At 71.3% G+C, this 19,669-nt stretch carries 13 protein-coding genes; 4 read left to right on the top strand and 9 right to left on the bottom strand.

Annotated features, from left to right (window positions below; genetic code table 11):
- The first annotated feature begins 116 nt into the window (after positions 1-116).
- Positions 117-908: an ArsR/SmtB family transcription factor gene (locus tag ACQPZZ_RS09010; RefSeq protein ID WP_432930657.1), complete on the top strand. Its 792-nt coding sequence runs from the start codon at positions 117-119 to the stop codon at positions 906-908.
- Between the two features lie 97 nt (positions 909-1,005).
- Here the strand turns inward: ACQPZZ_RS09010 and ACQPZZ_RS09015 are convergent, their stop codons facing one another.
- The 4 genes from ACQPZZ_RS09015 to ACQPZZ_RS09030 all read right to left on the bottom strand — a co-directional run bounded on the left by ACQPZZ_RS09015 (position 1,006) and on the right by ACQPZZ_RS09030 (position 5,490).
- Complete coding sequence (locus ACQPZZ_RS09015; RefSeq protein ID WP_363646273.1) at positions 1,006-2,322, bottom strand: hypothetical protein; 1,317 nt, start codon at positions 2,320-2,322, stop codon at positions 1,006-1,008.
- A 9-nt stretch (positions 2,323-2,331) separates the two neighbouring features.
- Positions 2,332-2,832 carry a hypothetical protein gene (locus ACQPZZ_RS09020; RefSeq protein WP_432930660.1) on the bottom strand — a complete coding sequence of 167 codons (501 nt, stop codon included), beginning with the start codon at positions 2,830-2,832 and terminating at the stop codon, positions 2,332-2,334.
- Positions 2,833-2,860: 28 nt separating this feature from the next.
- Positions 2,861-3,778, bottom strand: a complete 918-nt coding sequence (locus ACQPZZ_RS09025; RefSeq protein ID WP_432930662.1) for a copper resistance protein CopC — start codon at positions 3,776-3,778, stop codon at positions 2,861-2,863.
- A gap of 284 nt (positions 3,779-4,062) precedes the next feature.
- A complete protein-coding gene (locus ACQPZZ_RS09030; RefSeq protein WP_432930664.1) occupies positions 4,063-5,490 on the bottom strand; it encodes a hypothetical protein in 1,428 nt (475 codons plus the stop codon).
- Positions 5,491-6,127: 637 nt separating this feature from the next.
- On the opposite strand from ACQPZZ_RS09030, the gene ACQPZZ_RS09035 reads away from it, so the two are divergent.
- From ACQPZZ_RS09035 to ACQPZZ_RS09045, 3 genes are all read left to right on the top strand, one after another.
- Complete coding sequence (locus ACQPZZ_RS09035; protein WP_432930666.1) at positions 6,128-8,356, top strand: hypothetical protein; 2,229 nt, start codon at positions 6,128-6,130, stop codon at positions 8,354-8,356.
- Positions 8,357-8,441: 85 nt separating this feature from the next.
- Positions 8,442-8,855 carry an RNA-binding S4 domain-containing protein gene (locus ACQPZZ_RS09040; RefSeq protein ID WP_432930668.1) on the top strand — a complete coding sequence of 138 codons (414 nt, stop codon included), beginning with the start codon at positions 8,442-8,444 and terminating at the stop codon, positions 8,853-8,855.
- A 311-nt stretch (positions 8,856-9,166) separates the two neighbouring features.
- Positions 9,167-9,505: an Imm51 family immunity protein gene (locus ACQPZZ_RS09045; protein WP_432930670.1), complete on the top strand. Its 339-nt coding sequence runs from the start codon at positions 9,167-9,169 to the stop codon at positions 9,503-9,505.
- Between the two features lie 38 nt (positions 9,506-9,543).
- Here the strand turns inward: ACQPZZ_RS09045 and ACQPZZ_RS09050 are convergent, their stop codons facing one another.
- Genes ACQPZZ_RS09050 through ACQPZZ_RS09070 form a run of 5 tightly spaced genes read right to left on the bottom strand, consistent with a single transcriptional unit; the run spans position 9,544 to position 19,517 of the window.
- A complete protein-coding gene (locus ACQPZZ_RS09050) occupies positions 9,544-11,571 on the bottom strand; it encodes a hypothetical protein (RefSeq protein WP_432930672.1) in 2,028 nt (675 codons plus the stop codon).
- Positions 11,568-12,701, bottom strand: a complete 1,134-nt coding sequence (locus ACQPZZ_RS09055) for a VWA domain-containing protein (RefSeq protein ID WP_432930674.1) — start codon at positions 12,699-12,701, stop codon at positions 11,568-11,570. Before ACQPZZ_RS09055 ends, ACQPZZ_RS09050 begins: the two co-directional genes overlap by 4 nt.
- Positions 12,698-14,941: a DUF5682 family protein gene (locus ACQPZZ_RS09060; protein WP_432930676.1), complete on the bottom strand. Its 2,244-nt coding sequence runs from the start codon at positions 14,939-14,941 to the stop codon at positions 12,698-12,700. Before ACQPZZ_RS09060 ends, ACQPZZ_RS09055 begins: the two co-directional genes overlap by 4 nt.
- A 2-nt stretch (positions 14,942-14,943) precedes the next feature.
- Positions 14,944-16,020 carry an ATP-binding protein gene (locus tag ACQPZZ_RS09065; RefSeq protein ID WP_432930678.1) on the bottom strand — a complete coding sequence of 359 codons (1,077 nt, stop codon included), beginning with the start codon at positions 16,018-16,020 and terminating at the stop codon, positions 14,944-14,946.
- Entirely contained in the window at positions 16,017-19,517 is a 3,501-nt protein-coding gene (locus ACQPZZ_RS09070; RefSeq protein ID WP_432930680.1) for a WGR and DUF4132 domain-containing protein, read from the bottom strand. Before ACQPZZ_RS09070 ends, ACQPZZ_RS09065 begins: the two co-directional genes overlap by 4 nt.
- Positions 19,518-19,669 lie beyond the last annotated feature (152 nt).

Consider the following 19,669-nt stretch of genomic DNA (forward strand, 5'->3'; position numbering starts at 1 on the left):
CCGCAGCGACAGGTGTAACTCCACGTGCACCTTGACAGGCAACCATTTGGCTGCCTAAGTTAAAGGCAACCGAAAGGCTGCATATTGACAACGGCGACCCGGGTAGGAGGGCGGGCATGGACGAGGTGTTCAAGGCGCTGGCCGATCCGAGCCGGCGCGCGCTGCTCGACTCGCTCAACGCCCGCAACGGGCAGACGCTGCGCGAGCTGTGCGCCGGACTCGACATGACCAGGCAGTCCGTCAGCAAGCACCTCGCGGTGTTGGAGGAGGCCGGGCTCGTCGCCACCGTGCGGCGGGGACGGGAGAAGCTGCACTATCTCAACGCCGCGCCCGTGCACGAGGTCGCCCACCGGTGGATCAGCCGCTACGACCGGGCCAGGGTGCAAGCCCTGGCGGACCTGAAACTCGCCCTGGAGGAGACCCCGATGGACGCGCCGACCTTCGTCTACACCACCTACATCCGCACCACCCCGCAGAAGCTCTGGCAGGCGCTGACCGACCCCGCCTTCACCCGCCGTTACTGGGCCACGGAGTTCATCACGGACTGGTCCGTCGGCTCACCGATGACCTGGGACAACCACGGCGTGCTGATCAGCGACCCGGAGCAGGTCGTGCTGGAGGCCGAACCCTACAGCCGGCTCTCCTACACCTGGCACGCCATCACCCCGGACCTCGCCAAGCGCTTCGGCTGGAACGAGGAAACGCTCGCCCGGCTGTCCGGCGAGGCCCGCTCGAAGGTCACCTTCACGATCGAGGAGGCCGCACAGGTCGTGAAGCTCACCGTCGTGCACGACGGCTTCGAGCCCGGATCGAGCCTGGCCGAGATGGTCAGCCACGGGTGGCCGAACGTGGTGGCGAGCCTGAAGACGCTGCTGGAGACCGGCGAACCGCTGCCGGACGACGCGTGACCTCCCCGATCGGGCTCGACGTCGTCGCGAGGTGCCGTCGGGCCGGCCCGCCTGGGCGCGTGGCCCGGGCGGCGCCCCGCTGCGTTGCCGTCGCGACCTAGGCGGCGAAGAGGAGAAGCAGCCCCACGACGGTGTAGACCACCATCAGCACGAGCAGGGGAATCTGCCCGAGGACGGCGGTCCGGCGGGGGAACAGGGCCAGCGCGCGGTCGTGCGCCAGTACCGTGCCCAGCACGTGACCGATGACGATGACCGTGACCTGGAGGGTGGCGATCCCCGCCGGGGTGGTGCCGAACGCCTGGATGGTCCACCCGGCGGTGCCGAGCCAGTCGGCGCCGGTGTCCAGCGGGTCGGACAGCAGGGCGATGGTCCGCTGCCCTTCCAGCAGGAACAGGGTGTAGTAGTGGGCCACCACGTATCCGACGGCTATCGGCACGATCGAGTGGGCGATCTCACCCGCCGTCGTGCCGGGCTGGGCCGCGCCCCATCGGCCGGCGAGCGCGGTCGCGGCCCGGTACGCCGCGAGCACCAGAGCGATGACGGCGACCAGCCCGGCGGTGCCCGTGACCGGGGCCGGCACCGAGCTCTCCTGCACGAAGCGCACCCAGACCGGGGCGTTGGACAGGCTGTCGTACATGGTGGAACCCAGGAGCGTGACCACCAGTGTCGTCAGACCCGGCGCCGGTCGTAGCCCGGCCATGCCGTCGAGGGAGTTGCGCCAGACCACGGCGCCGTCGCCGCGTCTGGCCGCCGGGGCGAGCCTGCCCACGAGATCGCTGTAGACCTCGAACGCATCCGCGTGGTCGAACCAACGGGAGCCGAAGACGACGGCTCCGGCGAGCATGAGCACGGCGTAGGCCGCGAGCCAGGCTCCGATGACCGGCAGGGTGGCCCGTTCGGGGGCGACGAGTTCCAGCCAGACGAAGGCGAACAGCCCGGCGCAGGCGGGCCAGTATCCGACGCCCGGCGGCAGCGGCCGCAGGCCGAGCTCAGGGTCGCGTCCGAGCCCCTTGCAGGCCAGCAGGTGCAGTGTCCGCAGCGGGTTCAGGCCGCGCCACACCGGTCCGAACAGCAGCGACAGCGGCACCAGGCCGACCCAGAACAGTACGTAGAACGCCCCGGCCGTGGGATTGTCGGCCCGATCGGGACCGAAGATCAACCCGATGCAGAAGTACGCGGCGACGACGAGCCCGGCGATTCGCCAGACCCACCTCCATGCCGGCGCGGTCACCGCCGTCCGGATGGCGCCGGGCAACGAGCGGGCACCGGTGAGGGCGGCGTTCAGCCGCGGTTCCTTCCACAGTGCGCCGAGCGCCACGAACGACACCAGCAGCGCGAGGGCCGCGCCGGTCAGTGCGGCCGAGAACGGGATCGGCAGGTCCTGGCGGCCGCCGACGCCGTGAGCCAGCAGCATCCCACCGGCCTAACGCACGAGGAGCTGGAACAACTGCAGTCCAGACTCGTGGGTTTCCATCTCGAACAGGCCGGTCTCGTCGGCGACGAACTCGATGCTCGCGGGGGTGCCGGGCTGCAGGCTCGCGGCCTTGTCGTACCCGTGCAGGTGCGCCTCGTCGGCGGTGTCGCTGGTGACCGTGATGCGCACCGTCTGGCCCTTGGTCACCTCGATCCGTCCCGGCGGAGGCGTGACCTTCCGGCCGGCGATGGTGACGGTGATCTCCTTCACGGCTGGGTCGGCGGGGGCGGCGGCGGCCGACTCGCCGGCGGCCGGGGGGGCCGACTCGGCAGGAGCCTGGGCAGCCGACTCGGCGGGAGCCGGGGCGGCCGATTCGGTGGATGCCGGGGCGGCCGACTGAGCGGGGGTGGCGGCATCCGACCCGCCACAGGCCGACGCGGCCATCAGCAGGGCAACGCCGAGTGGGAGCGCGGCGAGCAGCGGGCGCAGGCGTGCAGGGGCGATCGTCATCGGGGGTTCTCCTGAGGGATGGGACGAGTCAGCGTCGCTTGGTGGATTTGGGACGCTGCGGAGTACGTGACGCCGGGGCGCGTGCGGGTTTCCTGGCCTGTGGACGGCCGGAAGACCGCCCGGCCGCCGGGGTGGCGGGCGCGGGTCGCCGCGCCGCCCGCACCACCAGGGCGCCCGCTCCCACGACGATGATCGCGGGCACCAGCCATACCGACAGTCCGGTGCCGGAGTCGGCCGGCTGCGCTGTCCGGGCGGCAGAGCTGCCGGTTCCGGACGCCGCGGCCTGACTAGCGCCGGTCTGCGTGACCGTGCCCGGGCCGGCGCCGGTCTCCGTGCCCGGGCTGGCGCCGGCCGGGGGCACCGCCGGGCCCATCGCCGCCGGGCTGCCGCCGGTGTCGGACGCCGGGGTCTGGGTGTCGCTCCCCGGCTCGGCCGAGGCGAGCAGGATGGGGTCGGGCTTGTTGTCCGGGGCCTGCCAGCCCTTGGGCGGCCCCGAGGTCCTGCCCTTGTAGGTGAACCGCAGTTCTCCCCGCACAGGCTCCCCGTCGGAGGCGATCGACAGATACTTGACGACGTACTCGCCCCGTTCCGGCCAGTAGGCGACGGGGATCTGCGCCGGAAATCCGGTGTTGTACACGCTCGGTTCCCAGAAGCCGTCGACGAGGTTGTACTCCTGGACCGGCTTGTCGAGGCGTTTCGGCTGACCGTGCGTCCAGGTCTGGTCGACCCGGGCGCCGCTGGGAGCGGTGACCGCGAAGTACGCGTTCGGGGCGGGCGCCTCAGTGAAGTAGAGGGAGAGGGACTCCAACGGCTCGCGCACCGTGCTGTCCTTCGCCGGTGTCGACATCGCGAGCTGGCCATGGGCGGACGCGGGCGCCGCCAGGGCGGCCATCACCACCACGCCGACGACGACCGGCAGAAGCAACCGGCCCAACCAGCGCGCCATCGTCACTTCTGCTCTCCATGCGATACGGCCCCTGAGGGGAGATGCGGCGTGGACCCGTAGGACCAATTCCGTCGAGGTTAACGACTTTTGCCACAGAAGAACAGAACTTGCACCGTTGACACCAAAAGTAGAGCCTGTGCCCAGTGTGGCAGCGATGCCCCCTGCCGGTCCAGGGCGGGCCCTGCCGGACCGGGGCCGGATCGCTCTTGGCCGCGTGGTACGTCGACGAGGCCACCGGCGTCGACACCCGCAGCCGGTGCCTCGCGACCATTGTGGCGCACGCTCTAGTCGATTTTGGTCTTTCTGCGCAGGCTCGCGTAGTAGTTCTCGAGCATCGTGCGGAGCGCCGGGCGGTCGGTGAGCTGGATCGACTGGACGACGTGGGCCACCTCGAAGCCGCTGAAGACGGCGTGCCTGCCCTGCCAGATGTGGTCGGCCAGCTCGAAGAGGATGTTTCTGGCGATGGCGTCCGGGGTGCCCTTCGAGGCCCAGCCGAAGGCGACGGTGACCGTGGTCGTGGTGCGCGTCGACTCGAAGGTCAGTGGCCGGGTGTCGTCGGGCGTCGCCGGCCGCTCGTGCGCGCCGGGATCGTCCATGGTGCGCTGCTCCGGAGCACGGTTGAGCCCGCCTCGCGGCTGAGGTCCGAGCCTGAGGACGAGATAGGTGTTCACCACGCTCATCAGGGTTTCGAGCTGGGCGAAGAGCTCTTTCAGCACTGCGGTGAGCAGTGGTGCGGAATCCGAAGGCATCGGCGGCAGCCCGCGTAGTTCCTCGGCGGTGATCCGCCCGTCCGCGGCCAGGCCGATCAGGTCGTAGACGCGGACCCAGGCGCGGACCACCCGCGAGCACATCAGCGCGTGCACCTGCGCCAGCGAGTCGCCGGCGCCGTCCCGTAGCGCCTTGACCTCACCGGCGTCGAGCTGGCCCGGCATGCCGCCGATCAGGTCGATGGCCACCTGCTCGTAGTTGCCCGCGTTGAGGAGGGCCAGCTTCGGCGGCAGCAGGTAGTGGGCGTGGGCGTCGCGGTAGGCGAAGTCGACGGTCGCTTCCACGACGAGCGTGTGCGAACCCTCGTGCACCAGCGTGGAGGCGGCCCTCACGTCGGACATGAGGTGTGGGCGAAACTCGGAGGACAGGTCGATGCGAGCGGCCGCGCCGCTGCCTCGTCCGAGCGCCCCCATCGAGCGCGGCAGTGCCGGGTCGTACAGCATCCCCTTGCTCCTGCCGTCCGAGCGGGCATGGATGGCACGCAGCTGCCGCAGGATCTCCCGGAACCGGGGCACAGCTGCCGTGGCCTCGTCGCCGAAGCAGGTCCGCACACTCGCCATCGCTCGTGGCGAACCGGTCTCGATCGGGCGGACCACCTCCTCCTCGATCAGTTTCAGCAGCCGGTCGATCCACGGGCTCCCCGCCACCGGTGGAAGATCCTCCGCCGGCTGCTGCGCCGGGGCGGCCGCGGGAGTGAGGAGCTGGTTGAGATCGGTGACGAACTGCAGCAGCTCGGCCGCCCTGCGTCGAGCCGTGCTTTCCTCGGACTCTCCGGGAAGGGCGAGGTTGAGCTTGCTCCACTGGACGACGAGCCGCTGGTAGGAGTCGCCACGCGTGGCCTGCTTCGCGAGGGCGGCATCGATCAGCCGACTGTAGGAGGCGTAGACGTTGTTCTCATTTGCCGCGATCCGCTTGAGCAACGCGGGGGTGGGGACGGGGATCATGCCACCGTTGTAATCCCCCGGGATCGGTTTTCGATTGCCGGGCGCTTGCAGAAGGTGACATATCGACGGCCGCTTTTGTGCTATTCGTGCTTATGCCGCGAAGACGTCATGGTGGCAGGCCGGACGGCGGCCGTCGCGGCGGAGGGCCGCCCGCATGCGGGGGCTGGTCGCCGCCGCCACTGGGATGGGAATTCGGCCTGCGGGATTGTGAAATTTACCGGGATTCGGCTCGCGGGCATCCGCACCAACCTACGCGACTTCGCGTGACGCCGGTGTCTTCGCGCTCTCCCGGCCCTGCCGATATCGGCAACGGCCACCGCTTCTGGCGGGCCGCCTCCGTTTCCAGCCGGAGTGGCGGATCAGGGACAGGGTGAATTGGGTCTTCCTCCGATATTGGAGATCCCTCATCCTTCGGGGCGACTGCGAGCGTCCTGGAGAGCCGATGACCGAAGAGCCGACCGCGCGCCGTTGCGGATGCGGACAGGGATCCGGAATGGAAGTCACCCGGCGTGGAGTTCTGCGCCTGGGGAGAAACCTCGCCGTGGCGGCGACCGCGGGCGCTGCCTTCGGCGCCGTGGCGGACACCGCGCAGGCGGATACCGAAACGCCTCCCGCGGCACCGAAGATCATCGGTCCGGTGACGACCATCAGCCCGACCGTGCGAGTGGACAACGCCCATGCCGGCAGCGTCGTCACCCTGTTCGCCGACGACCACTTTCTCACGTCGGTGCCCGCGAGCGACGACGGCGTCACGCTGATCCCCGCGGCCGGGCTCGGTCTGAAGGCGGGCCAGCAGCTCACCGCGACGCAGACGGCGACCGACGTCACCGGAGAGCCGTCCCGGGCGGAACCCGTGCAGGACCCGCCGGCATCGCTGGGGGCGGTGCATTGCGCGAGTTTGGTGCATGAGTGCATCGACTGGCTTGTGGTGGCCGGCGCCGTGGCCGGGGCGACCGTGACCGTCCGGTATCTGGGAGTAACCGTCGGGGAGGCGCTCTGCGACTGGCCCGACTGGTCGCAGGTCTCGGTGCTGCTGAACAAGAGCCGCAGCGGCGCGTTCAAACCGGGGCAGGTCCTCACGGTGTGGCAGCACTACGTGGACCCCGTGACGAAGGCGGTGATCAGCGGTCCCGTGACGGTCAGCCCGCCGGTGGTGGCCTCGCCGGTCTCCCCGCCACTGCCCGCTCCGCAGTTCCAGCGGAACCCTCTGCAGTGCGATACGGAGGTCGACGTGTCGGGGGTGGTCCCCGGGGCCTCCTTGCGGATGACCATCGACAGCACGATTCTGGACTATCCCTATGTGGGAGACACGATCCGCTGTGCCGTGGGGTCCCTGAAGCAGGGTAGTAAGGTCGGGATGTACCAGCGGTTCTACACGGGCTGCGGGGCGGAGAGCCGCACCACCACCATCTCGGCGGACAAGGCCGCCCCCTATGAGAGGCCGACGGTCCACGCGCGCGTGTGCGAGAAGACCGCGGTCATCACCGTCTCCAAGCTTCGTCGAGGAGCGCAGGTTTTCGCGAGGGCCGTCGACAAGCACAACAAGGTTGTCGACCTCGGCCTCTGGACGGCCTCCCAGGACGGCGACGACTGGTTTCCCCTGCTGTCCTCGGCGCCTGCCGTACTCGCCGACCCCGACATGCAGGTGTACGTGGAGGTCTCCAACTGCCTGGGCCAGCCCTCCACGTCGCAGCCCGTCGGAGTCGACTACTCCGTCATCAGCCGCGACATCTCGATCGGACCGCTGTACGAGTGCGGCACTCTGGTGGAGGTGCGGGGCACCACCCCGAACGCCCTGGTGTGGCTCACCGTCGGCAAAACGCCGATAAGCGCACCGGTGGCGGCGATTTCCGACACCACGGTGGTGCGCTGCTATCGGCCCCTGGTCACAGACGAGGTGGTCAGCGCCGTCGAGAGCGGCTGCGGCGGTGACATCGTGAAGAGGGCGGACTGGAAGGTGGTCAAGATGCCCCCGCTGGGGGCGCCGGCCGTGCGCCAGCCTCTGGAGGCGTGGCGGACGGAGGTTCCGGTCGAGGGTGTCGTGCCCGGCGCACTGGTGTCGGTGTATGTCAACGGCGTGTGGCGGGGCGCCCGTGAGGCCACGTCGACGACGGTCAGGGTCCCGGCCGGACAGCTCAAGGCGTCCGCGTCGGGGCGGCCCGACTACGTGCACGCCGTCCAGCAGCTGTGCACCGCGACCGCGAGCGGCCCGGCCGTCCCCGTGGCGTTCGGCAAGATGACGCTGGACACCGACCCGAACCCGGTCACCACCGGCGGCACCCAATCGGTGAAGGTGATCGCCAAGAACGCCGACGGACTTCCGGTGCGCGGACGGGTCCTGATCAGCGGCAACTACGTCGGCGATACCAACACCCCCTTCCTGTGGACCTTCCCCACCGGCCAGCCGGGTCCCTCCACGGTGGTGCGTGCCGACGGCTACTTCGACGCACCGCTGACCTGGCATCTGGTCGACCCGGTCAAGGGGACCCTCACCCTGATGGTGGTGGAGAAGACCGCCGGCATCACGATCAACTCGGTGAGCTGGAAGCTGGTCGACACATCCACCGGCACCACGGTTCCGACGCCGGCGGGCCCCACGGTCAAGGTCACCCTGCCGCCGCCCCCGGCGGGCCAGGAGTACGTCACGTACGACGTGAACTGCACCATCGAGCTGACCGGCCAGGACAACAAGCACTACACGGTGTCGATCACCGGGCCGTACGTCGGCGTCGCGCACATCGGCTGGCGGGGCAAAGACCTCACCGCCCCCTTCAACCTGGCGGAGGCGTCACACACCGATCCGATGACGGGCGCGACCGTTGTGGATTACCACGCGCTCATCTATATGGAGCCTCCGAATCCGTAGCCGCTCCGTCCCCATGATGTCCACCGCCCTTGGCCGGGCGGGGCTCGAATGCCGGCAATCGCGCCGCTCTCAGTACAGTGTCGGGATGTCGGGTGAGCAGGTGAGCACGCGGGTGGACGTCTGGATCTGGTCGGTACGGCTGACCAGGACCCGTTCGATCGCGTCCGACGCCTGCCGGGGCGGTCACGTCCGGGTCAACGGAGTGCGGGTCAAGCCCGCGCACGTCGTCCGGGTCGGTGACGAGGTCCGTCTGCGGCACGAGGGGCGCGAACGCATCGTGGTCGTCTCCCGCGTCATCACCAAGCGCGTCGGCGCCCCCGTGGCCGCCGAGTGCTACGTCGACAAGAGCCCTCCGCCTCCTCCGCGCGAGGAGGCCGTGACGGTGGCCGTTCGGGCTCGGGGCGCGGGACGTCCCACCAAGCGCGAGCGCCGCAGCATCGACAAGCTGCTCGGGCGTCCGGTGACGGAGGGGCGGGACCGCCGGGCACGCCCGGAGTGAACGGGCATGCCCGGGTACCACGCCAGAGGGCTCTCACACTCTTCAAGACAGCGACTAGCCGTTTCCGCACCGCCGCCACCAACGTCCGCTCACGTTCGCCGGAGTCGAGGGAGCGGCTCGGTCTACTGATCCTGACCTCTGGCAAGACCACCGCTGCCTTCGCCTGCTCACGCTGTCGGCGAGCGCAGTCGAACCCGAATTCGCCGTCCTGAACGGGCTCGGAGCTTTACTCGGGCTGCGCCCGGCGGCAGATGAGGCGTGGTCGACGAGCGTGCTTTGCGGTCTGGCATCGAAGGTGGCAACATGCGCCGATGCATCCATTGAAGTTGATCGAGTCGGTCCCGGGCACGTACTCGCTGTTGCTGGACGCCGGGACCACGCAGGTGGACAGTGTGATCGAGGAGCTCGGTCACGAGCCGAACGGATATTTCTGGGAAGGCGTCGCGCAGGTGCTCGTCGGCACCGAGGTCCCCGCCCTGAAAGGGCGGTTCTCCTGCGATCCCGAAGCCGACATGTTCTGCGCGTACGGAAGCGACCGCGCCGTGCTGGAGGAGCTGGGCACCCGGTTGGCGTCCGTCGCGACGGACGCGAACCGCATGCGGCGGCTCGTCGCGGCCGCAAAGGCGGACGGTTTCGAGTTCGACGACTGACTCGCCCCGCTGACGGGCGGGACGAGTCCCCACATCGGTCAGGTCAGGTCCAGAGCGACCTCCAGGCGCAGGTACGCGTCGACCCAGGCCCGCTCGACCGCCTCGTCGAAGTCGCGGGCCCGCGCCGCCGCGAAGGCCGTGACGGCCTGTGCGACGCGGTGCAGTCCGAGCACGGTCAGCCGCCGCGCCGCGGCGGCGAGCCGGTCGTCGTAGGTCGGCGGCAGGTGAGACAGGCCATGATGAGCCACTTCGGCGAGCAGGCCTCGGGTGTCGATCAGGGCCCCGGTGAGGGGGTCGTGCCGGTCGTCTTCGGCGACCGTGAGGGTGCCGCTCCCGCCGGCGGGCTGTAGGTCGGGAACGACGACCCGGTCGCCGGCCACCAGGCCGACCGGTTCGATGACGACACCGCCGGCGGTCCGCCCGGCCACGCCGCTGACGAAACGCAGCTCGCCCCTCTCTCCGGCGAGCACGGCGGCCAGCGAGTCGAGGCGTCCGGGGGCGGCTCCGGTGTGCGTGGCCCTGACGGTGGCGGTGTTACCCGTCCGGTCGACGATGACAGCGTCGAGGCGCTGGTCGCCGGGCGCATACCGGATGGTCTCCACCCGGGCGACGGCGACGACCCGGACCAGTTCCGCTTCCACCCGCGGACGGATGGGCCGGAGGGGGAGGGCCTCGAGCTCACGGCCGAGCGCGGCGAGGTCCGTCACCACCAGAGACGGCGGCAGCTCGTCCCAGTCGCCCCGTGACGGGCTGACCGTCGTCGTGGAGATCCGCCCGGTGGCCAGCCGCACCGTACGGCTGGCGCTACGGACGGCGGATTCCGTGACCAGGTTTCCGGTGGCCAGAGCGGCCAGCGTGGACGTGGCGATCCGCCGCCGCGCCAGCGTCGCCCCGTCGTCGTCGCCGTCCCACTGACGGCGGAGGACCAGCACCATGGCACTGTCGCCGTGGGCCAGATAGACCTCGGCGGTCCGCTGGTCGCCGAGACCGCGGATCCGGCAGCCGAGGCTCTCCAGCCGGGCCCGGCGCAACGGGGTCTCGGCGGCCTCGGCGGTACCGAGCACGCTGCTGCGCAGGGTGGCGTCCGGCCGCGTCACCGCCCGGTGGCGGGCGTGGAGTTCGGCGACGTGACTCGCGAGCAGTTCGGGACGATAGTGGGCGCTACGGTCGCGATAGGAAACCAGCTGTGCGGCGACGTCGCCGACGGCCAGCAGCGGCCAGCGCAGCCCGGCGGCGTCCAGGTGGCGTCGCACGTCGGCGATGGTGGCGTCGAGGCCCGGGCCGAGATGCGCGGCGCCCTCGCGCAGGACCGTGCCGGCCAGGCCAAGGGCACGCTCCAGCCCGGATCCGGTGCCCGCTCCGGCTTCACCGCCGACGTCGACCCGCACCTCGGGGACGCCGGGGTGCAGCTCGTCGGCGACCCGGAACGCCCACACCGCCAGGGCGATGACGTCATCGCGGCTACCGGCGACGGTGTCGGTGTGGACGAACCCGAGATCGCCGGGGACCAGGAAGCGCACGGTCGCGGTGGCCAGCTCGACCTGTGGCACCGGATCGGCGGAGGTCGCCCGGCGGACCCGCGCGGTGAACCCGGCTTTCGCCGTACGGCGAGCGGCGGCCATCAGCCGGGCACCGAGCTTGGCGGTGAGCTCCTCGTCGGTCAGCTGACCGGGCGACCAGGGCGGGGGCTCCGCGGCGGCCTCGGCGGGCGCTGTGTGAGCTTCGGCGGGCGCTGTGTGAGCTTTGGCGGGCGCTGGGCCGGCCTCTACGGGCGTCGTGTCAGCCCCTGGGGGCATCGAGGCGGCCTCGGCGGACAGGCGCTGGTAGGCGAGGATCACCCCGATGACGTGCCGGCAGGCGCCGACGGCACCGCAGGTGCAGCGGGCCAGGTCGAGGCCGCCTGGAGGCAGGGTCGTGGCCGGGCCGTCGGAGAAGCTGCCGTGCACGGTGCCGTCGGCGTCGGTCCGAAGCTCCGGCGCGGCTTCCTTGCCGGCCCGTTTGACCAGACCGCGATTGGTGAGCGCGGCGAGGGAGTCCGCCGTGAGCCCGAGCAGATCCGTCCTCATCGGCCCACGTGCTCCGCGACGAAGAACGCCAGCTCGCCGGGTGTCATCGCGCCCACATGGGCTCCGGCGTCGGCCAGGCGCTGCGCCAGCTCCCGGTCGTAGGCGGGATTGGCCTGCTCGTCGAGCGCGGCCAGGCCCAGCACCGTGCTGCCCTGCGCCACCAGCTCGCGCACGACCCGCACCAACCGGCGCGGATCACCGCCCTCGTAGAAATCGGAGATCAGCACGACGATCGCGCGGCGCGGCTGATCCACCAGGCCCGCGCCGTACGCAGCCGCGCGGGCGATGTCGGTGCCGCCGCCGAGCTGGACCTTCATCAGCAACTCCACCGGATCGTCGACGTCGGCCGTCAGGTCCACCACTTCGGTGTCGAAGGCGACCAGGTGGGTGCGTACGCCGGGCAGTCCCCACAGGCAGGCCGCGGTGACCGCCGAGTGGATCACCGAGTCGACCATCGACCCGGACTGGTCGACGAGCAGGATCACCTGCCACTGCTCCAGGTGGCGGCGGGTGCGGGAGAAGAAGAACGGGGTCTCGATCACCACCTTGCCGGTTTCCGGCTGGTAGCGGCCGAGGTTGGCGCGCAGGGTCCTGACCATGTCGAAGTTGCGGGCCAGCCGCATCCGGCCGGGCCGTCGCACCTTCGTGCCGGAGAACGCGCTGCGCACCTCGGTGGCGAGCCTGTCGGTCAGCTGCCGGACGACCTGCTCCACGATCCGCCTGGCCAGCCGCAACACCTGTGGGTTCATCAGGTGCTTGGTCCGCAGCACCGCCCTGAGCAGCGCGGGATTGGGTTCGATGCGCTGCAGCACGGCCGGGTCGGTCACCACGTCATGGATCTCGTAGCGCTCGACCGCGTCACGGTGCAGTCGTTCGACGGTCTCCTTGGGAAACAGCCGCGTGATGTCGTCGAGCCAGTCGACGGTGGTCAGCGTCGATTCGCCCGTCCCGCCGTGCCGCCCGCCGCTTTGCCGCACGCCACGCCGTCGCAGGTCCTCGTCGCGGCCGTAGAGCCAGTCCATGGCCGCGTCCCGGGCGGCGGCCTGCGCGTCGAGGCCCTGCCCGCCGAGGCAGGCGCTGCCGGCCTCGCCGAGCAGCAGGCGCCACCGTTCGAGTGTGGGGTCGGTCATGATGCGATCAGTCCTTCCCGGCGCAGTGCCGCCTCGACCCGCTCGTCCAGTGCCCTGCCGGCGGCAACCAGTTCAGGGGCCGCGTCCAGCCGCATCAGGTCCCAGGCGGACGCGCCGCCGGCCCGCCGTTCGACCAGGCGAGTGGCGATGAGGTGCCGTTCGCGCGGCGGGAAGAAGCCGAACGCCTGACGCAGCGCGGGCAGGGCCACCAGGAAGTCGTGATCGGTCATCTCCGCGACCAGGTCGTCGAGCAGCTCCAGCATGCCGTCGGTGTGCAGCACCTCCTCGCGGGCGAGCGCGAACAACCCCGCCAGCCAGTCTCCGGCCGACGCGGGGACGAACGCGCCGCGCACCGCCCGGGCGGGGTCCGCCGCAGCCTTACCACGCAGTGACCAGCCCAGCCCCAGCGACGCGCCACGCAGGTCGGGTGGCGCGTCCCGGGAGGCGGCGATTCGGTCCGCGACGCCCAGCGCCGCGTCCGTGTCCAGTTCGAGCGACGGTCCGGCGTGCCTGAGTGCGTCGCGGACGGCGGCCACGGCGTTGACGCGCTGGAGGTCGGCCGGTGCGGGGCCGCCGCGCACGCCTTCGGCCAGCCACAGCGCCCGGCGGGTGGCGGCCCGGACGACCGTGGCCACGGTGGTGCTGCCGCTGGTGCGGAACAGGTCGTCGTGGCGCCACATCGCCAGGGCGACGGTGAGGGTGCGGCCCAGCGATCCGAGATCGGCCGCGGCGCCGACGGCCCGCGCCAGGTCGTCCAGCACCTGTCCGGCCAGTTCGCCGATGCCGCACAGCGCCGCGTCGAACAGCAGGCCAGCCAGCTGGTCCAGGTTCGCGCCAGGGATCCGTTCGGCGAGGGCGGCGGCCGCAGCCTCCTGCGGGTCGGCGCCATAGCCACCGGCCTCGATCAGTGCGGGCAGCCGGTCGCCCGACTCGGTCAGCGTCCATCGTTCGACCAGCTCCGCACCGTCGGCCAGGCGGGGTCCCGAGATGCGCTCCACGCCGGGGATCCGCAGCACCCGCAGCCGGTGCAGCAGGCGGCTGCGCTCGCGGCCGGGCTCCTCGCCGAGGTCGAGCCGTTCCTCACCCGGACCGCCCAGCACCGCGAGAACGGCGTGGACCAGCGGTGGCAACGGAGTCGAGTCATGCAGACGGCCCACCCGGTCACCGCTGAGGGCCGCGATCATTTCCACGATCACGGGATGACTGCCGGCCTGCAGCGGGCCGCGGGCCGCCCAGGGCAGCGGGGCCTCGATCGCCTCGCCGACCAGCGCGCCGGCGAGGCCGTCCAGCACGTCGACCCGGGCCGGGTGCGGGTGACCGCGCATCAGCGCGAGCCCGTCGGCGGTGGCCCGGGCGGCGATCAGGTCCGCGGTGGACACCGGCCGGCGCCGGGCGCGCAGCCGGGCCGTCACCGCCTCGGTGAGCCTGCGGGCGGCCTCGGCGGGACCGGACTCCCACAGGTGCTGGTAGTAGCCCGGCGACGGCATGCCCGACTGGTAGCCGTCGAAGGCGTCCAGCCGCCGGAACGAGTACGGCACCAGGTAACTGCCGACCACCGCGTCCGCGGGCGGCCGCGGCACCTCCGGCCAGGTCCGGTCGCCCTGCTTGGCCAGTCGCATCAACGCGGGGCGGTGGAAGCCTCCCGTGACCACGACCACCGGCCTGTCGCCCGCGTCGGCGACGGCGGCCCGGACCCACTGCGCCATGTACGCCTCGCGGGCCATGTCGTCCGAGTCGGTCCGCGTGTCACCGCGCACCAGGTCGAAATAGGCGGCCAGCCGCTCGGCCAGCCCGTCGGCCGGCTCGATCTCGAACAGGTGGTCCCACAACGCGTCCACGTTGTCCACGGAGAAGGTGCGGCACAGCAGCCCGGTCACCTCGCTGTAACGGGCCTCCGCGTCGGCGTACCGGTTGCGCATCTCGGCCAGCGCCGGATGCCAGGCGGGCAGGTCGATGAAACGCAGCTCGGCGCCGACGGCACGGCCCGCGGTCAGCGCGACCCACTCCGGGGAGTAGTCGCACAGCGGCGTCCACGACCCGTGCCGCCGATGCGCATCCCGGTAGCCGGTGTAGACCGCGATCGGCAGCCCATGCCCCAGCAGGAGCTCGTCCATCCTGTGGTTCATGTCCGCCGGGCCCTCGACCAGCACGTACGCGGGCCGTACGGAGTGAATGGTGTCGGCGACGAGCCGGGCGCAGGCGGGGCTGTGGTGCCGCACGCCGAGGAACGTGACCGCCATCGTCAGCCCGGCAGCAGGTGACGGGCCTCGTACACGGCCTTCCACTGGTCTCCGGACCGCCTCTGCTCCAGATATCTGCGGAGTTTCGCCAGGTCCTCCGGGTTGTCCTTGGCCGCCGTGCCGGCCAGGCAGGAGACCAGGTCGGCGGCGTCGCCGGGCTCTCCGCGCAGGAACCACCCGCGCAGCCCGACGGCATGCGCGACCGAGACGGCCTCGGCGGTGCTCATCACCCCCGACAGCCGGTCGGTGGCGTCACCGCGCGCCGTCTGCCCCTCCCGCAGCTCACGGAACGCGGTGACCAGGACCTCCAGCACGTCGCGCCGTGGCGGCGCGCCGACGCCCGACCGCTTCAGGAGAGCCGTGGCCTCCGCCTCCACGAGCAGCAGCTCGGTGTCGAAGTCGGCGATGGGGAAGACCGTCTCGAAGTTGAACCGGCGCTTGAGCGCGGCGCTCATCTCGTTGACGCCGCGGTCGCGGGTGTTGGCGGTGGCGATGACGGTGAACCCCTCCTGGGCGAACACCATCGCCTCCGGACCGGTCAGCTCCGGCACGGCGAGCACACGGTCCGACAGCGGCGACAGCAGGCAGTCCTGCACCTCCAGCGGGCACCGCGTGATCTCCTCGAAGCGCACCACCTTGCCCTCGGCCATGCCGCGCAGCAGCGGAGCGGCCACCAGCGACCGGGTGGACGGGCCCTCGGCGACCAGCAGCGCGTAGTTCCACGAGTATTTGATCTGGTCTTCGGTGGTGGCCGCGCCGCCCTGGATGGTGAGCGTCGAGGTTCCGCTCACCGCCGCGGCGAGCAGTTCGGACAGCAGCGACTTGGCCGTGCCCGGTTCACCCACCAGCATCAGCCCGCGGTTGGTCGCGAGCGTCACCAGGGATCGGTCGATCAGTGAGGGGTCGCCAACGAACTTGCGGCTGATGCCCAGCCTCTCGTCCCCCAGGACGAAGCGCCGGGCGGCCCGCAGGCTCAGCGCCCAGCCCGGCGGGCGGGGGTCGGTGTCGTCGTCCCGCAGCCGGGCCAGCTCGTCGGCGTAGCGGATCTCGGCCGGGGGCCGCTGGGCGTGGTCGTTCATCGGGTGATCTCCCGGAGGTCGCGCAGGATCTCGGACGCGGTGATCGGATCGAGGCCGTCGAGGGTGACCCCCACCAGGGTCTGCTCGTCGGCGAAGTCCAGGTAGCCGATCGCGATGCCTGGGTCGAGACCGATCGTCATGGTCCGGCCGTCGGGCAGGTCCCGCTCGATCCAGCCCTGGATGCCGGCGTCCTGCGGCGCGCCTCGCCGCCAGCCCCGCCGTTCCAGGCCGATCACCTTGACGGTGGGGATCTTGGCGGATTCGATCTCGGCGAGCAGCGTCTCGTCCGGGCCGTACGTCTCCCGGCCCAGCTGCGGGAACGGCTGCAGGATCTCGTAGTCGGCGAACACCTCGGCCCAGACGGCCAGATCCTCACCCAGCTCCAGCGGGTGCACCACCCCGACGACGGCGTCGTCGGGCAACGTCAGCGTGTCGTCCTCGACGTCGGCGAAACTGCGGTCCTCGGCCACCCGCAGGGTGCCCGTGAGCCGGCCCGAAGCGTCGTAGAACCCCCACACCAGCCGCCGCACGATGTGCCAGAGCAACGGGTGGCCGACGAGCAGCCGCGCGAAGTCCGCACCGCTCCAGCGGCGCCGGTTCACCATGGCCTGCTCCAGCCGGTGGATGGTGTCCCCCGCTACGGCGCGCACGTCCTTCTTCAGCCCCGCGAACCGCTGGTAGGCGGCGGGCGCGAGCTCCGGATCGTCGTTCGCCCCCGGCTTGGGCAGGTTCTTCAGTCGCTTCCCCGCGGCGTCGGCCACGTACGGCTTGAGCTGCTCGTCGAAGCCGACGACGAACCGCCTGCGGCCGTAGTCGAGGGTCAGGCTGCCGTCCGCGGACAGTCCGAAGTCCGGCACCAGCCGGTCGGCCAGCTCCTGCGGCGTCAGGCCGAGCTGGGCGGCGACCTCGTCCAGCTTCTGCCTGGCCCGGTTCCTGAGCCCGGTGAACTTGACCTTCTCGGCGATGCCGTGCAGGTGCATCAACGCGACCTCGGAGCCGATGGCGGCGAGCAGGTCCAGACCCGCGACCGCACGCGCGTGTCCGCCCTCGCCGGGCCAGACTTTGATCAGCGGCGTCAGCCGCCGGACGGTCTCGTCGTCGCCGAGCAGTCCCAGCGCGTCCATCACCCAGCTCTCCTTCGACGGATAGCCGGCCGCCTGCCAGCGCTGGAACAGCGCCCAGGCGAAGTCCGCGAGGCTGCGGCCATCGCAGGCCTCCTTGACCAGGGCGAGACCGGCGTACGGCTCACCGGGGCGGGAGATCGCCAGCATCGTCATCACATGGCGGACCGCCTCGGCCGGCAGCGCACCCGCGTCGCCGCGCAGGTGGACGGGTGTCACGATCGCGACCTCCGTCCACTCGGGCAGCACGGGCATCTTTGCGGGCAGCGCGTCGAGCGGGTCGGCCGCGAGCAGGTCGGCGACCGCGGCCTCGGCGGCGGGGCCGTATTCCGCCGCGGCCTTCGCCACGGCGTCACGGGCACCGCCCGCGGCCAGCACCGCCAGCGCCTGTTCGGCCTGTAGCCGGGCCACCCCCGGCTTGCCCAGGGCCGGCGGGATCAGCGCCCGCGCGGCCGCCTCGGGGTGGCGGGCCAGCCACGCCAGCGCCGTGGCACGCACCGACTTCAGCCGGGCCAGCCACTCGGCCATCAGCACGGCGATCTGCGGACCGCTGAACGGGAGCAACGCCGGAGCGACCGCGACGGGGCTGCGCCGGGCGCTGTCCAGCAACGCGGGCAGCGCCGCCAGCTCGAACCTGGCGACCACCCTCGGCATCCATTCGGAGGCTCCCCACTGGTCACCCGGGCGCCACTTCTCGATCAGTGGCCCGGCCAGTTCCTCGGGCCCGGCGACGAACAGGGCGACCTCGTCGTGCAATTGGGTGCCCCGGCCATCGGCGATCTGGGCGGCGATCGCGTCCCAGCTCTGGTGCCAGGGCCGATCCCATGAACCGTCCCCTGGCCGGGCGGAGCGCCACGTGTCCCGCTCGCCCGGTCCCCACACCACAGCCGGCTCGTCGGCGCACACCAGGTCGTTCACGACAACCCGCTTGCGGGCCGTACGCGGACGGGTCCAGGGCGGGCTGACCAGCACCTCGGGCAGGGACGCGGCCGGAGCGGTGACGACGGTCGCGGCGCTCGCGATCGTGGTGATCCGCTCCGCGGCGACGTCGTCGACGGTCGCGAGCACCTCGGCCACCAGGTCGGGATGAGCCGACATGTGGGCGCGCAGCAGCAGGTCGGCGACCTTGCCAGGCGAGGTGGCCAGCATCCGCATCGCCCGTCGCGGGAAGCGGGCCGCCGCGCGCAGGAACGCCGGCTGGGCGTACTTGTGCTCGATCCGGTCGAGGAGCGCTCGCATCGCCGCGTCGCCGGGCAGTTCGGCGAGCATGTCCAGCAGCCGTCGCCGGCTTTCCGCGTCGTGGAGCTTGTCGAACCATCCTGCGAACATCGGCACGGCCGCGTCACCCATGCCGTCGACGACCGTGGCGTGCAGTGCGAGGGAGTTCACCACGGAATAGCCCGGCAGGTGGCTCGCGACGAGCGCCGCGTGCTCCGGCGTGCTGATCGCGGCGATCAGGGTGAGGGCGAGACGCGGATTCACGTGGTCCATTTCGGCGCAGTCGGCCGTTACCCACTCGACCTCGGTGGGAGCCATATAGGAAGCCGCCACCCGATGGTGGAGCCCGCCTTCACGGATCACCGCCAGCGCCGCGACGACCTCGGCATACTCGGCGTCCGATGCTGTGGCGAGAACGGCGCGGACCCGCGTGGCGGGCTCTATCCGGTACCAGCCGAACCAGTGGTTGGGGGATTCACCGTCGGCCAGTCGCCGAACCCGCGGGGTGCGCTTGAAGAAATCGAACTGCAGCGAGGACAGTTCGGTCACGGCCACCGCCGCGAACTCCAATCCGCGTTCGACCAGCCAGGCTTCGTTGAACAGAGGCAGCGTCTTCTCACCCCATGACTGGCACGCGGCCACCACCGCGGCGACCGCCGCTGCGCCCAGCGGTGTGGCGGAGGCCTCCCCGGCCAGGTACGCCGCACCCGCTGAAGCGATCTCCGGGTCGGAACCGTTCGCCAGCATGTCCAGGATCGGCTGCCGGCGCTCGTCCAGCCGCGCGGCGAGTTCCTTGGGCGCGGCCGCGTCGAGCTTCTTCACCGAGACCCGCACGCCACCCCGTCGCGGATGCAGAGCACGCAGCCACGCGGCCGGCATGGTTAACCGGTCCTCATCATCGACGTCGCCGATGTTGTCCGGGGTGGCCTCCGGGGCGGCGACCGCTTCGTCTTCCGTGTAGCCCTTGCGTAACTTCTCCGCCACCAGTTTGTCGGCCGCCGCCGCGGCGGCGGCCGCGGAGTCGAACGACTTGACCTGCGTCTGGCCGGTCGCGCCCATCCGCCCATAGCGGATGTGCAGCTCGGTGCCGTCCTGACGCACTTCCCAGAACTTCGCCGACCCGCCGCCGACATAGGTCAGCATCCGATCTGCGCTCATGCCGGTACCTCCGCGATGTGCCTGCTCGTCGTCAAGCGACACGACGAAGTGACCGCGCCGTCTCGGGTACCTCATCCTCGTGATCGCCAGCGGCGAGTATTGCGCGCAAGACTGACAATTCGGCATTCACCGCGGGCACGTATCAAGGAGCG

Origin of the sequence: Microbispora sp. CA-135349 (assembly GCF_050947365.1) — a bacterium.
Classification (GTDB): Bacteria; Actinomycetota; Actinomycetes; order Streptosporangiales; family Streptosporangiaceae; genus Microbispora.